Origin of the sequence: Sphingomonas phoenicis (assembly GCF_047238005.1) — a bacterium.
In the GTDB taxonomy this organism is placed as follows: Bacteria; Pseudomonadota; Alphaproteobacteria; order Sphingomonadales; family Sphingomonadaceae; genus Sphingomonas.
In genome coordinates this window covers 54,858-67,523 of the sequence record NZ_JBDFMC010000005.1, presented here as the reverse complement: position 1 = coordinate 67,523, position 12,666 = coordinate 54,858, and the positions used below count along the sequence as shown (strand labels likewise).

The 12,666-nt window shown below is 66.2% G+C and carries 16 protein-coding genes; 2 read left to right on the top strand and 14 right to left on the bottom strand.

The genetic code is table 11. The features are described 5' to 3' along the window. Nucleotides 1-38: 38 nt before the first annotated feature. From ABC319_RS19145 to ABC319_RS19120, 6 genes are all read right to left on the bottom strand, one after another. A complete protein-coding gene (locus ABC319_RS19145; RefSeq protein WP_413071858.1) occupies nt 39-1,088 on the bottom strand; it encodes a deazapurine DNA modification protein DpdA family protein in 1,050 nt (349 codons plus the stop codon). After that, on the bottom strand, nt 1,088-1,450 hold the full coding sequence (locus tag ABC319_RS19140; RefSeq protein WP_413071857.1) for a DUF3768 domain-containing protein: 363 nt from the start codon (nt 1,448-1,450) through the stop codon (nt 1,088-1,090). The genes ABC319_RS19145 and ABC319_RS19140 overlap by 1 nt, the downstream gene beginning before the upstream one ends. A gap of 89 nt (nt 1,451-1,539) precedes the next feature. Then, on the bottom strand, nt 1,540-2,469 hold the full coding sequence (locus ABC319_RS19135; protein WP_413071856.1) for an adenine nucleotide alpha hydrolase family protein: 930 nt from the start codon (nt 2,467-2,469) through the stop codon (nt 1,540-1,542). Beyond that, nucleotides 2,466-4,142: an ATP-binding protein gene (locus ABC319_RS19130; RefSeq protein WP_413071855.1), complete on the bottom strand. Its 1,677-nt coding sequence runs from the start codon at nt 4,140-4,142 to the stop codon at nt 2,466-2,468. The genes ABC319_RS19135 and ABC319_RS19130 overlap by 4 nt, the downstream gene beginning before the upstream one ends. A 26-nt stretch (nt 4,143-4,168) precedes the next feature. Next, the gene (locus ABC319_RS19125; RefSeq protein ID WP_413071854.1) at nt 4,169-4,747 is read right to left on the bottom strand and encodes a hypothetical protein; all 579 of its coding nucleotides are present in this window, start codon (nt 4,745-4,747) and stop codon (nt 4,169-4,171) included. 87 nt (nt 4,748-4,834) lie between these two features. Next, nucleotides 4,835-5,467 carry a DUF7007 domain-containing protein gene (locus ABC319_RS19120; RefSeq protein WP_413071853.1) on the bottom strand — a complete coding sequence of 211 codons (633 nt, stop codon included), beginning with the start codon at nt 5,465-5,467 and terminating at the stop codon, nt 4,835-4,837. 114 nt (nt 5,468-5,581) lie between these two features. Between ABC319_RS19120 and ABC319_RS19115 the strand changes: the two genes are divergently transcribed. Next, nucleotides 5,582-5,785: a hypothetical protein gene (locus tag ABC319_RS19115; protein WP_413071852.1), complete on the top strand. Its 204-nt coding sequence runs from the start codon at nt 5,582-5,584 to the stop codon at nt 5,783-5,785. Between the two features lie 8 nt (nt 5,786-5,793). On the opposite strand, the gene ABC319_RS19110 is transcribed toward ABC319_RS19115, so the two are convergent. Beyond that, the gene (locus tag ABC319_RS19110) at nt 5,794-7,101 is read right to left on the bottom strand and encodes a hypothetical protein (RefSeq protein WP_413071851.1); all 1,308 of its coding nucleotides are present in this window, start codon (nt 7,099-7,101) and stop codon (nt 5,794-5,796) included. Between the two features lie 75 nt (nt 7,102-7,176). Between ABC319_RS19110 and ABC319_RS19105 the strand changes: the two genes are divergently transcribed. After that, entirely contained in the window at nt 7,177-7,698 is a 522-nt protein-coding gene (locus ABC319_RS19105) for a hypothetical protein (RefSeq protein WP_413071850.1), read from the top strand. Nucleotides 7,699-7,793: 95 nt separating this feature from the next. Here the strand turns inward: ABC319_RS19105 and ABC319_RS19100 are convergent, their stop codons facing one another. The 7 genes from ABC319_RS19100 to ABC319_RS19070 form a co-directional block, all read right to left on the bottom strand. After that, nucleotides 7,794-8,201, bottom strand: coding sequence for a response regulator (locus ABC319_RS19100; RefSeq protein WP_413071849.1), 408 nt, complete (start codon nt 8,199-8,201; stop codon nt 7,794-7,796). A gap of 23 nt (nt 8,202-8,224) precedes the next feature. Continuing rightward, nucleotides 8,225-8,788: a thermonuclease family protein gene (locus ABC319_RS19095; RefSeq protein WP_413071848.1), complete on the bottom strand. Its 564-nt coding sequence runs from the start codon at nt 8,786-8,788 to the stop codon at nt 8,225-8,227. Further along, entirely contained in the window at nt 8,785-9,030 is a 246-nt protein-coding gene (locus ABC319_RS19090) for a hypothetical protein (RefSeq protein WP_413071847.1), read from the bottom strand. Before ABC319_RS19090 ends, ABC319_RS19095 begins: the two co-directional genes overlap by 4 nt. Beyond that, entirely contained in the window at nt 9,027-9,395 is a 369-nt protein-coding gene (locus ABC319_RS19085) for a DUF6927 domain-containing protein (RefSeq protein WP_413071846.1), read from the bottom strand. Before ABC319_RS19085 ends, ABC319_RS19090 begins: the two co-directional genes overlap by 4 nt. Beyond that, nucleotides 9,392-11,314: a reverse transcriptase domain-containing protein gene (locus ABC319_RS19080; RefSeq protein WP_024018999.1), complete on the bottom strand. Its 1,923-nt coding sequence runs from the start codon at nt 11,312-11,314 to the stop codon at nt 9,392-9,394. The genes ABC319_RS19085 and ABC319_RS19080 overlap by 4 nt, the downstream gene beginning before the upstream one ends. Before the next feature lie 591 nt (nt 11,315-11,905). Next, nucleotides 11,906-12,196 (bottom strand): hypothetical protein, encoded by a 291-nt coding sequence (locus ABC319_RS19075; protein ID WP_413071845.1) that lies wholly within the window; start codon nt 12,194-12,196, stop codon nt 11,906-11,908. 27 nt (nt 12,197-12,223) lie between these two features. Further along, entirely contained in the window at nt 12,224-12,661 is a 438-nt protein-coding gene (locus tag ABC319_RS19070; protein ID WP_413071844.1) for a hypothetical protein, read from the bottom strand. Between the last annotated feature and the right edge of the window lie 5 nt (nt 12,662-12,666).

Sequence of the window (12,666 nt, the reverse complement as noted above, 5' to 3'; positions counted from 1 at the left end):
CGCCGTCGCGCGCTGCCTTTCCCGCTCCCCCTTCCCTCTCAGGCCGCCTCGAGCTCGTGGTAGATGTCTGCCGCCCATGTCTCGATCCAGGCGGCGGTGATCTCGTCGTGTTCGAGGTCGCCGCTCTCGATCAGCTCGCGGACCTGCTGGCGAGCGAGCGCGATCGCGTGTTCCCACGGGTCGGGGCACACGGTCGTCGGCGCGACCGTCTCCTCGGCCTCGGGCAGGAAGCGGGGCGGGCGCGCGGCCCGCGCGCACTGCTGGCGATACCAGCGTTCGAGGTGGTCGGCGACGAGCTGGTCGGTCTTGGCGACTTGGCGACGATGCGCGTCTCGACGTGCCGCGATGCCATAGGCTTGGGAGTCGATCGAGGCGACCCAGCGGGCGAACGGCGCGAGGAAGGGAAGAGCGTCGCCCTTGACCCCGAAGCCGTGGAGCTTCGTGCCGATCGGTAGCTCGCGGCTGAGCCGCTCGACGACGGCGACAAGCCCCTCGGGACCGTGGATGGGGCGCCGACACATGCTGCCGACGCCGATGACGGTGCCGGGCAGCATCAGCCCGTGGAGCGCGTCTAGGCAGCGGACATAGTCACACGGCGTCCGTCCCTGCAGGATCGGCATGAAGCGGTCCCGGATGCCAAGGTCGATAGCGCGGGCGTGGCACTCCCGGTTGGTCGCGATCGTGCGCGAGACCCGGTCGCGGACCTCCTCGCGGTCGTGCGCGACCTCGACCTCGCAGCAATAGTCGGCGGAAGCGACGCGGCGGAAGGGGAAGGCGGCGGCCAGTGCCATGTAGTCGCCAATCGTCCAGGGCATCCCGCCATATTTGACCGTCATGGAGAATCCGGCGCTGTCCAGATCGACGCTGGCGAGCGGCGCGGCGTTTGCCAGTGTGCTGGTCCGCCAGCCCGACCATTCGCGCCAGCCCTCGGCCTTGCGCCACCTCGACAGGCAATTCGCCGAGATCAGGACCGGCGCGCCCAAGGCGGCCGCGCGGGCAAGCAGCGGCCCGCGGGCGAGATGGGGCAGCCCGACGATGATCTCGATGCCGGAGGGGGCGATGGTCGCGCACGGGGTGACGGGGGTCATTATAGGTCGTCGCGCAGCATGATCGTGAGAACCCGGCAGGTGACGCTCGCGTCGGCGGGATCCTCGGAACCGTATTCGAGGTTGCGATCGTAGCAGTCGATCGTGAAGTAGGCCCTGACGCCGGCGACGAGGAAGTCGCCGCGATCGCGCACCTGGTCGCCGTCGGCGAACCGGTGGCGGCGGATCGCCCGTAGGAGCGTCGCCTGGGCGACCGCCTGCGCGGCGACGGTATCGTCGGCGAGCGCGCCGAGGCAGGTGCGGGTGACGACGATACGAGCGGTCCTGTCGTATCCCTGCCGGCAGCGGTCGTTGAGCCTGCCGATGGCGTCGCTGCGCGAGGCCAGTCCGGTGATGCTGTCCATGGTCTCGTTCCCTCTTGCGTGGGCTTTGCGGGCGCCCTCGAGAAGCCGATCGCGCGTGCTGCCGGTGGCTGACCCCGTGCCGCGGCTGCTCAGGCGGCTATCCGGTTGCGGTCCGCGGCGAACGGCAGACCGGCGTTGAAGCGTGCGAGCCAGTCCTGCATGGTCGGCCTTTCGGAGACCGGCACCATCGCGGCGACGTCCTGGAAGCGGATCAGGTCCAGCGGGGCGTCCCGCCAGATGCGGTCGATCTCGTGGGCGGGCAGCAGTCGCTCGTGCCGGATGAAGTCGGTCATGCGGCCCGGCCGGGCGCGGGTCGTGCGCCGCCACAAGCCCTCGGCGGTATGGAGGCGTGGCGCCGCGCGCGCCTCCACCAGCACGATCAGCCGCAGGCACCAGGCGGGAAGGCCGCGGATTTCGTCGGGCTTGTTGGCGATGCACAGCCAGCACGCCGACTTGGGCGGGACCGGAAGCCCTTCGGCCTGGATCCTGGCGACGCAGGCGTCACGGTCCCAGCCCCACTCGCGCAGCGGGTACTGGCAGTCGTACAGCGGGTCGTCGATCGACAGCGCGTGGTTCGCGCGCATCGTGTCGCGGGGTCCGGCGTCGTAGCCGATCAGGCGCACGACACGCTGGCCGCGCGCCCACGCATCGATGGCGGGCTGCCACGTCGCGAGAAACGCGTCCTGCGGAGCCTTCTTGTATTTCAGGCTGCAGCTCGAGCCCCCCAGGCTCTTGCTCGGCAGGGTCGCATTGGTCAGGCACATCTCAAGCAGCCCGTAATAGGGCGGCCAGTGCTTGAACCGCTTGGGCGTGTAGGAGACGAGTTCGTGGCGGATGCCGCGGGCGGCCATCCATGGCCGGATCACGTCGAGGTAGGCGTAGGTCTCCGGCTTCTCGACGCTCGTATCGGCGCTCAGGACGAGGTCGGGGATCTCGCCGCGAGCGACCTTCTCGATCAGGAGCGCGGTGCTGTCGACGCCGATGCCGTAGGCGAGGACGACCGGCGGGGCCGGGATCATGACGCGTCGGCCGGGGTGGTCGGCGAGATCGTGATCGACAGGCCATTTCTCGTCACGTCGATGGAGACGGCCCGATCCTCCGGGATCAGGAACGAGTAGCCCGACAGCAGGTCACGCAACCGCTTCTCGAGCGCGGCATCGCCGCCCTCCAGCAGGCGGATCGTCCTCTCGATGGCGTCGCGGCTGAAGCGTTCCTGCTGGGTGTCGTAGCTGTCCGCGTCACCATCGTCGCTCGCGTAGAACGTGGCGCTCTCGAGGAGCTCGGCGACAGCCACGGCAGAGAGGCCGCTGCCGCGGCGAACGAAGATGGGCGTCTCCTCGGCGGGGAAGAACAGCTGGGCCGTGGTCGCGAAGGCGACGTCGGCATCGCAGGCGACGTCCACGAAACCGCCCAGGTGCGACACCGACGCGGTCAGCGTGATCGCGTCGACCCACCCGTCCTCGGCTTCGGCCGGCGGCTCCAGTTCGTCCGAGACGGTGAAAGCGAGGTCGCCCTGGACGACGTCGAAAGCGAGGGTTTCGATACGCGCGAGGCGGTCATACCATCCGTATCCCTTGAAGGCGTCCTTGGCCTCGACCAGTGGGCCGCCAAACGGGTTGTGGGCAGCGATCGCGCGGGCTGCCGGCTGCGCGACCAGCGCGTCGAAGTCGGGCATCAGGACCATCGACGGATCGGTCGAGCGCTCGCCGGTTTCGTAGTTGCGGTAGGTGTCGGCGGCGGGCGCGACCCAGGTGAACAGATACGGCTCGGCCTCCGGCAGGACGATGCCGAGGTCGCGCGCCTCGCTCCATTGTTCGAACGACAGGCGGTGCGTGCCGTGCGCCGCGATGGCGCGGTAAAGCGCACATTGCACCGACCGGCGCAGCGCGGCGACGCCGTCGTTCTCGACAACCTCCTTCCGGGCCGGGAGCACGAGCTGGATCTCCGGCGCGTTCACGATGTCGACCCGCGCGACCCAGTGGCCCCCGCGATCGGTCTCCTGCACATGGGGGAGATGGCAGGGGATGGTCACGCCGTGAAAGTTTAGGCTGGGGTCTTTGACCGAGTGGTGCGACGCGGAGACGTTGAGGATGCCGATCCGCGTTCCGTTCCAGACCTCGACGTGAACCGCGTCCGCGAGCCAGTCCTTCCGGGACTGCTGCGTTCCGTTGAGACTGACCGCGACCGGGAGATGCAGCGCGGCCGCGGCGACGTCGCGCTCGATCGTCGCCAGCCACTGCCCGGGCATCCGGATCGTGATCGACGTTCCGTAGGAGATCGGGTCGGGCGAAATTGCGATGGGGCGACTCGTCTCCCAGGCCAGCGCCGGAATATGCGCCATCCAGCCCTGTCGGTCGGGCTGGGAATAGGACCGGATGATGACGTCGCGGCCGGCGAGGCTGAACACTCCCATTCCGGCAGGGTCTTCGGCCTTGCGCGTATCGTCGGACCAGCCCGACCGCCCCAGCGTCACGATCGATGCCGGATCGGCGATGCCGTGGCCGTCATCGACCACCTGAAGGTAGGAGGCGTCGCCCCCGTCGACGATCGTCACCGCGATCTCGCTCGCCCCGGCGCGGCGCGCGTTCTGGAACAGCTCGCAGATCACGTCATAGGCGGTGTTGTTGAACAGCCGAGTGACCTTGGTGATCGTCTCGGGCGCGACGGCGGTCGCGATCATGGCGGGGATCATGGAAAAGCTCCTGGAGGCTGGCGCGGTCAGTCACGCCTGCTCTCCCGCTCCCCCTCCCCTTCGGCCTCGGCCGCCCCCGTCGATGGAAGCTCGACCTCAGCCTGATCGCTCTCGCGCGACGGTGCCTGGGCGTTCGGCACCCAGCTCGCGATATCGTCGCCTTCGCGTTCGCAACGCTGGCAGGTGGTGGAATCGTAGGTCGACAGGAGCGACCATTCCTGGTGGTCGCGATTCCATGTCGCGGCTGCGTCCTTGACCAGGTCGGCGCTCCCGCAGACGTCGCATACCGGGGTGACCGGCGACGCTGTCGGCGAACGCAGGGCGTCGGTGCCGCACACGCTCCAGTCGCCGTAGAGCTTGCCGTCGTGCGGCAGGCAGTCACCGGCGAGCTGGATCGCATGCTCACCGTGGCCGTCGTGGAAGTGGATGTCCGCCTCCGGGAAGAACTTCTCCAGTACCGCCCGGGCACCGCGGATCTTCACCTCGCTGCCGTAGGTGGTGTGAACGTAGCTGAGCGGCCCGATAGTGGCCCCCTCGGAACCCCAGTCGTCCATGTCCTGGCCGAGGCTGTCACGGCCGTGAAAGAGATACAGATAGACGCTCATGGTAGGAGACTCCGGCTGGCGGCCGCAGGCGGTGCGAGCGCAGTGCAAGGCGCATTGCAATTGTATTGCGGTTCAGGTCCGGTCGGGTCAGGTGACCTGCTTGGTGATTGGAGCGGTGCTCTCGACCCGTGTGGCGGCCAGGCTGTCGAAGGTCTCGACGTCGCCGCGTTCGGCATAGCGCGCCTGGTCAACCAGGCCGTGGATCGGATTGCCGGTGTACCGGGCAAACCCGAGGGCATCGACGCTGTCGACTTTGCGGAAGGTGATGCCGACCATTCCCTTGGGGACCCAATCGGCCCAGTCGCCGAACCCCGAGGTCGAGGCGTACTGGCCGACGACGGCCAGGTAGGCGGCGCGTCGGCGCAGGACGTGGCTCTCCGATGGCGGCACCTCCTCGCCCGTGAAGGCGCTGTAGCGTTGCGGATGCCATGCCCGGACGGAACGGCGCGCATTCTCGACCTGCAGGCCGATCCCGGCGATCGGCAGGCGCCGGAACTCGAGCGCGAAGCCGAGCATCACCAGCGACCAGTCGACGTCCTCCTCGTAGAACGGATCGTCGCGGCGCAGCGCGTCCGGCATGGACGCTTGTCGTTCGTCCGACAGGACATACCCGCCGTGGCTGGGCGTCTTCACGTGCCAGACGCCCGGGAGGACCTGACTGGCGGTGTCGGGAACGCCCCAGATCGTCTCGGCAGGTGCGGGGCAAGGATGGTGGGTCAACTGTCGTCTCCTTCGCGGTACGACTGATCCCTCCCCCTCCCCTCCCCGACCTCTGGAAGATGCTGGTCGTTCTAGGCATTGTCCGGCGCGATGAGTGACGAGCAGGATAATCCCGTGCCCGCGTGGCTGTTCGCCGGCGAAGCCGGTCTGATGGCGCTGTGCGCGGATCCGGACGGCGCTCCGCTGCCGGACGAACACGGGCCGTGGACGCGGGTCCGCCAGGTGACGCTAGATCATGCGGACGAGGAAGAGGCGCGCCGCCTCATTCGGGAACATGGCTTTTGCTGCTTCGACGCTGCCATCGAGGATGCTTCGTGACTTGCCGGTCAGCCGATGTGGAGCTGGTCCATGATCGCCGCCTCAAGGCCATCGGCCTCGAGATCCTCGTTGTGGATCGTCACCACGGGCGCGATCGTCCGCAGCTTCTCCACCTGGCGTAGCTTCAATCCGAGGCTATCGGCGTCCGATCCCGTCACGACCTCCAGCGCAGCTTCCATGACCTCGCCGGTCGTGAAGTCGCGTAGGTCGAGAAGCATGTCGGGGCGCATCTCGCCGGCGCTCGTCGCGACGTCAAACAGCAGGCGCTTGAAGCCGATCCCGATACCACGACGTCGGAACCGGTACTGCAGGTCGAGCAGGCCGACGATCGTCTCGCGCTCGGCGGCGTTGTGGATGGCGACGAAGTTCGAGGGCCGGGCGATCGGCTGAGCATAGGCTCGCAGCGCCGCGTAGCCCTCGCGAGGATTGTGCTCCCCCACGACGGCGAGCACCAGGTACGGGGCGCCGATCTTGCGCTGGTGGACGCCGATGTGCCGGATGCGGTTCTTCACCTCCAGCTCACGGCCCTCGGCGAGGGTGATGGTCGTTCCCGAAATATCGACGGCATAGAGCAGGAGGAAGGCTTGCGGGGCGTGGCCGCTCGGCCATTTCTTGGCCGCTTCGCGCAGCTTCGCGAACACCACACCGCGCTCGTAAGGTTCGACGTGGGTATAGAAGTGGCGAGCGAGCGGAACGCCCGGCGCGATCTCGACGCGCTCGGCCGCCCGGCGCATGGCGGCGAACTCGCTGGCCATCGACGTCGTGCGCGGCTCGCCGGCCTCCAACGGCTCCACGATGTTGACGTGCGCCATCTCCATGAGCAGCCACAGGAGCCGCGCCAGACGGGGGATGGCGACGCCGCGGGTGCGATCGTCCGGCTCGTCCTCGTCCGGCAGCTGGGCGAGTTTCTCGGGCGCCAGGCGGTGGGCAGAGAACATGCCGTCGGGTTCGTTGATCGTGCGCGGGGTCGCGGTGGCCTTCTCGCGGATGCGGGGCGGTGCCTGCTCGCGATAGAAGGGACAGTCGAGGTCGTGTTCGGGGCGGCGCTGGCGGACGCTGGTCAGGCGTCGCAGGTAGTAGGTCTCCGCCTCCGAGAGGTAGGCAGGTGACAGCAGAGGTGGGGCGTCAGCGTCTCCCAGGCAGTCGCACGCGATCCACTGATGGTGGTCGCGCGCCTTGACGACCATGATCACCGACGCGCGGTGATCGCTGTCCTCGCCATCGCCCTTGTACCAGCGGACGAGCGCTGCGCGCACGACGTCCGGCACGGGCGTGCGCTGCTGGAGTCCACGAGTGTCGCGCGGGACCAACCACATGACCAACCCATACGATATTGTGCTTGCGCGGTCCACGATGTTCACGGTACGTTCACGGCCGAGGAGAAGCGCGCCATGAAGACCGACTGCATCGAAGCGATCGACCTCGATCTGACGCTCAAGGAGGCGTCGGTCGATCCGGCCATTCGACCCACCCGGCGGATGATCGCGACCGCCTGCATCGGCCTGGGGCCGGAGGACGCCTACTATTCGGTCCGCGAGCTCCGTGAGGCGATCGAGTGGATCCATGCGGGAGAGCCGGCCGGAAAGCGCAAGCTGACGACGATCCTCGGCAACCGGTGTGACGACTTCCAGCGGTGCATCTTCTACGCGCTGGCGGGCAAGGGCATCGTCCTCATCCTCGATGATCTGCTGTGGCTGGAAGGGGTGCTGGAGGCGCGCGGCCGCTTCGCGGGTCAGCTGATGCGGATGAAGCGGCCGGTCGCGCCGCTGTTCTCGCCCTATGTCGAAGCCGAGCCGGATGGACCGGTCGGCAGGTTCGACCCGGATTTCGAGATCGGGGCATCCTGGTCGTTCGATCCCGGCCCCGGCTACGAGGCGTTCGACCGGATGACGGGCCCGGAACTCCCGGCCTGACGGCAAAAGAAAAGGCGGCCCTGGCGTGAGCCGGGGCCGCCCTTCTCGTTAGGGGGGTGATGGTTCAACGTCGCGTGCGGGCAAGCCGTTCCCAGTCAGGCAGCCGTCTTCAACGGTTCGGGCTTCTTCCCGTCCGGCAGGATTTCGCGGAGGTGGTCGTGGATCATCGACGCCGAGAACGGCTTCCCGATGAAGGTCGCTCTGGGCGGCATATCCCCTTGGCTCGGCTTCATTCGCCCGCTCGCGATCACGATCTCGATCCACGGGTAATGCTCGGCCACGTGCCTCGCGAGATCGAAGCCGTTCGTCGCGCCCGGCATCTCGACGTCGGAGAACAGAAGGGTGATGCTCTCCGCGAAGAGCGGCAGCATTTCCTTTGCGGCATCGCCGTCATCCGCCGAATGGCAGCGGAAGCCTGCGTCCTGAAGGATGTCGACGATTTCCATCTGGACAAACGGGTCGTCTTCGACCGCCAGGGCATAGGGAATGGTGGACTTGGACATGGCTGATACAACCCTGATCTGAGTTATTGGTTCGACCGCTGCTCGGACGGCGCCAGCGCTGATCGCCGGTCGCCGCGCCTCTCGCAGGCGAGCCGGGCACCCCGTCGCCAGCGCGCCGGCTCGATCCAATCACCGGAGTGGATGCCGCGGCGATGCGCGCGCGCGTCCTCGAACGCCGCGACGTACCGGGTCGCGCGTTCGGGATCGCGCTTCAGGTACTCCACGGCCGGAACCGCGAAGCCCTGCGCGATCAGCTGCTCGCCGAGGTCGGAGCCGTCGACGCTGACGATCGCGACCGGCCGACCGTAGCTGCTGTTGCCGACCAGCCGGATCGAGGCCTCGCCGCTCCGGAGCATTCGCGCCGTCGCGTCCTGGGCGAGCTTGCCGCAGGGATAGCAGCCCCCTTGTCGTCCGCAGAGCTGCTTCGATTCCACCGCGTCGGCGCCAGAGAAGCGGAAGTCGAGCGAGACGGTATCGCCGTCGAGCGCGCGCGCCCTTCCTTGCAGGGCGGGCTGCGCGCCGTCCCGCTGTGGGCTGGCGCCGCAAGCGGCGAGCGCGACGAGCGGGAGGATGACCGGCCCTTTCATGCGAGGCGCATCTCGAGTTCGACGTCCGCGCCGTCGACGCACTCTGCGACGATGCGCAGCGGTTGGAGCGGGTTGCCGGTGCGGACGATCGAGACGCAGTCCGTCCCGTCGTCGACCATGCGCGCGGCGATGCGCTGCGCGTTCAGGCTGCTGCAGAGGACCCGACGCTTCGGGCTGAGGGCTGACGGGTCGTGAAAAGCGATCATGACCGTGATCCTGGGTTGGTGGTGATTGTCGATCAAGCGAAGACGGTCTTGTGGACCTTGGTCTCGGGGATGATCGTCCATGCCATCTGGCGCAGGCCGCTGACCCGGTAGCCAGGATAGCTGGACCCGGGCTTCGCGGGCCCGATGCGGCGGCCGCGCTTGTGGACGACGAACTCGTCTCCCTCGTAGCCGTCGGTGAACTTCACCGGAGCGGGCAGGCGGATCCGCATCCCGTCCTCCAGCGCCCGAGCGGTGCGGGCGAGATTGTCGATGCAGCGACGCCGCCAGTTGAGCGCTGAGGGATCGTCGGTGTCGCCGAGGAGGGCGAGGATGCGCTCCGGACACTCGGCCTCGCATGGTCCCATGTGTTCGGTCAGTCGGGTAGGATTGGTGCTGCTCATGGAGTCAGCCCTGATCCCCCCGCCGAACCGCACGTGCAGCTTTCACCGCATGCGGCTCTCCACTGTGACGAACCATCACTTTGCCGTAGATCGGGCAGGCGGCCTCTGTGAGTATCCCAGTGGCATTGCTCGCACAGGACCACCGTCCTGCGGGCGCGTGCCACCTTCATTCTCACGACAAAACCGCGGTGCGAAACATCGGCCATCCCCCGGATATGGTGCACCTGACACGGAACATCGGATCGACCGCAAGCCTCGCATTGCTTGGCATTCTGACGATCAACCCAGTCCGTACGTGAGTGGGTGAACACCTGCGTCCAAGGCTGGATATCAATCCTGGACGAGGTGGCCGGATCACGTTTCAGATGAGCCAGTTTCCAGACTTTGACCGATCGGGGCTGGCCATCGACGTCGTAGCCGATGGTGAATTCCTGCCCCGTCCTCATGCGGGCCACGACCGCTCGCACATTGGTTTTGTGCTTGCTGGCCAAGGTCTTGAACAAGCTCCACCGCTGGAGAAACTCAAGCCTGTTCAGCTTGAAGCTCACATCCTTGGCGAGAGCATAGTAGTTCGCAAAACCCCGCAATTCGGCGTTGTAAGCTAGGACGATCTCAACGTCGCTGCAGCTGAGCAGCAGGCTACGATGACGCGGCTTCAACACCGACAGATCACCATAACCTTTTGCAGAAGCGAACGCGTGGACCTTCTCCCAAGGGACATGCAGCTGCATCACTTCCGACGGCGGCCTACGAAGGAAGCTGACGGAACCTTGTCGGCTCCGGACAACCCGTTGGCGTGTCGTATATGTGCGGACCTCATATCCAAGGAAGGCGGCTCCATCGCTCGCCTTGCGGATACCGCTTTTCTCCTCGGACACCGTGAGCGCCAGCGCCTCGGTCAGGAATGCCCTGACTTCGGCGAACACGCTTCGTGCATCCTCCTTGCTACCGATAACCCCAATCATGAAGTCGTCCGCGTAGCGACAGTAACGAAGTCGGCGATAACCGGGGTCCATCGCGTCTCTCGACGGGATGGACCGCTTTTGCGGCAGTAAGGTTTGGATTTTGGCCAAGGAGGCCGCAACCTTCACCTCGTCGACATTGTCTTTGGCCCGCAGCATGGTGACGCGCTTCCGTTGTTTCTGGATGCGCCCAGCCAGTCGCCCATATTCCGGGTTCGTGGCACGGACCTTCCCCCTCTCGAAAGCCGCGATCCGTTCCGCCATGAACATATCGAGTTCATGGAGGTAGATGTTGGCCAAGATTGGAGAGACGATACCGCCCTGCGGAGTGCCGCTGTAGGTCCGGGTGTGAACCCGGTCTTCCATAACACCCGCCTTAAGCATGCTGCCGATCAAGCCGATGAATTTCTCGTCATCGATCCTTTTCCGCAACAGCCGCAGGAGGATGTCGTGGTCGATGTTCTCGAAGAACCCCGCGACATCCACATCTACGAGCCATTTCACCCCCGTCCATACGGCTTTGACGTGTTCAAGCGCCGTATGACACGACCGGCCCGGCCGGAATCCATGGGAGGCGTTCGAGAACACCGGTTCATAGATCCGTTCGAGCAGTTGCCGCGCCACTTCCTGAACGAGGCGGTCGTCGCGCGTGGGAATGCCCAGCGGACGCCGTTTGCCCTTGCCTTTCGGGATAAACACCCGACGCACTGGTTTGGGATCATAGGTCCCTGCCGTCACGCTGGCGATAATCGGGTCGAGGTCTTCCGGTCCGAAGTCCGCGAAGGTCTCGCCGTCAATACCCGGCGTCATCGCACCCTTGTTGGATCCGATCTTCTGGAGCCCCTCCTCCCAAAGGAGGCGAGACCCCATCAGACGATAGAGTCCATTCACCCTTTTGCCCGACGCAACGAGCGCCGGAATGGCCTCCAACCGGCCTTTCACAGTTTCTGGCAGCATCAGCACACCCCATGATCGGTGGTTGAAGAATCACAGCTGCCGCCCTTCCCCCGGTCTTCCCCGCTTTCGGCCCGATCGCTCGAGACCTTATACAGTTGCACCGCCGCCTCCGAAGAGGTCGATGTCCCGGGCATTACCCCGGGCATTTGAGTAATATGGCGGCTCCGTACCCATGCAGGCCGGCAGAAGCCGCCTGTTTAGGGCATCCCGTAGTTACGCTGAATGGAGATGCGGCGCGGTTAGGTGTCCCGTTCGTCCACTAAACCCCTCGACGAGAGGCGCACCGGATGGGCTGAGAAACAGGCGGCCAAGACATGAGACCGCTGTCATCATCCGGACCTGGCGTGACAGTCGCTTTCGCCAGTATCGCTATATAGATTGCTGCAGACTGGGATTTAAGCAGTGTAGCCTTCACCATACGCACCTTGCCCTGACCGTCATCGCCTCCATTTGCGACTAAGACGCATCTGGCCTTTTCCGAACATGCTATTGTTCCCCGTCCCTTTCGGGATTTCAGACCTTGTGAGGCCCGAGGTTAGTCCGGCGAGCAGAGGCATTCTCAACTTACCTCATCATCACTGATACTCCATTTCAGCGCCGCAACGGCGCACTGTCCTTGTAGCCGAACACGTATCCCTCCTTGTCGCGCGGGTTCCACTTGACCAGACACACGACCGCGAAGGCCGGGCCGTCGACGCCGTCGGTGCTGGGCACCGCGGCCGCATAGTAGACCTGGTTGCGCTGGCAGGATGACGCGATGATGCGGAGCGCCCTGCCCTTTCCGGCATCGTCGCGCCGGTCGTAGGTGAACTGCCCATCGAGGTAAGCCTTCGGGGAGGCGTACGGGTGCATCGACGACAGCGGCATGGTGAGCCAGCCCATGATAGATCCTTTCGGGAGTGAGCCGCGTCAGGCGCGGCGGGGGTCGAGATGGTTCAGCGCGGCGGCGTCGGCGGTGAGCCTGACGAACCGGCCCATGAGGTCCGCCACCACGGCCGTGATGCGAGCGTCGGGGAGTTCCTCCGGGTGCGCGGACAGAAGCGGCACCGGCGACGCGGTCATTTCGGGGAAGAGCGCGGATAGGACGGTGGCCTCGATCGCGGCGGCAAGCTCGTGGATGGCTCGCCCCTGCGCGGCCTTTTCCAGGCCGGGCGGCATCTCCAGCCACGACATGGGCGCGATCACCTCGGTCATCCGGGCGAGGAGCCCGTGCCCGTGCCCGAAGTCGCTGTGATAGTGGATCAGCGACTGACGTTCCGGTGACAGCGCCGCGAAGCGTGCATAGAGGCGATACTGGTAGCGCGGGCTCGCGCCGGTCACGCGCACGCGGGTGGCGAGGGCTTCCATGGCGT

Coding starts and splice junctions, on each gene's coding strand:
- ABC319_RS19100 (WP_413071849.1), bottom strand. CDS start 8,201: ATGTCCAAGTCCACCATTCCCTATGCCCTGGCGGTCGAAGACGACCCG.
- ABC319_RS19095 (WP_413071848.1), bottom strand. CDS start 8,788: ATGAAAGGGCCGGTCATCCTCCCGCTCGTCGCGCTCGCCGCTTGCGGC.
- ABC319_RS19080 (WP_024018999.1), bottom strand. CDS start 11,314: ATGCTGCCAGAAACTGTGAAAGGCCGGTTGGAGGCCATTCCGGCGCTC.
- ABC319_RS19130 (WP_413071855.1), bottom strand. CDS start 4,142: ATGATCCCCGCCATGATCGCGACCGCCGTCGCGCCCGAGACGATCACC.
- ABC319_RS19110 (WP_413071851.1), bottom strand. CDS start 7,101: ATGTGGTTGGTCCCGCGCGACACTCGTGGACTCCAGCAGCGCACGCCC.
- ABC319_RS19070 (WP_413071844.1), bottom strand. CDS start 12,661: ATGGAAGCCCTCGCCACCCGCGTGCGCGTGACCGGCGCGAGCCCGCGC.
- ABC319_RS19105 (WP_413071850.1), top strand. CDS start 7,177: ATGAAGACCGACTGCATCGAAGCGATCGACCTCGATCTGACGCTCAAG.
- ABC319_RS19145 (WP_413071858.1), bottom strand. CDS start 1,088: ATGACCCCCGTCACCCCGTGCGCGACCATCGCCCCCTCCGGCATCGAG.
- ABC319_RS19075 (WP_413071845.1), bottom strand. CDS start 12,196: ATGGGCTGGCTCACCATGCCGCTGTCGTCGATGCACCCGTACGCCTCC.
- ABC319_RS19125 (WP_413071854.1), bottom strand. CDS start 4,747: ATGAGCGTCTATCTGTATCTCTTTCACGGCCGTGACAGCCTCGGCCAG.
- ABC319_RS19140 (WP_413071857.1), bottom strand. CDS start 1,450: ATGGACAGCATCACCGGACTGGCCTCGCGCAGCGACGCCATCGGCAGG.
- ABC319_RS19135 (WP_413071856.1), bottom strand. CDS start 2,469: ATGATCCCGGCCCCGCCGGTCGTCCTCGCCTACGGCATCGGCGTCGAC.
- ABC319_RS19085 (WP_413071846.1), bottom strand. CDS start 9,395: ATGAGCAGCACCAATCCTACCCGACTGACCGAACACATGGGACCATGC.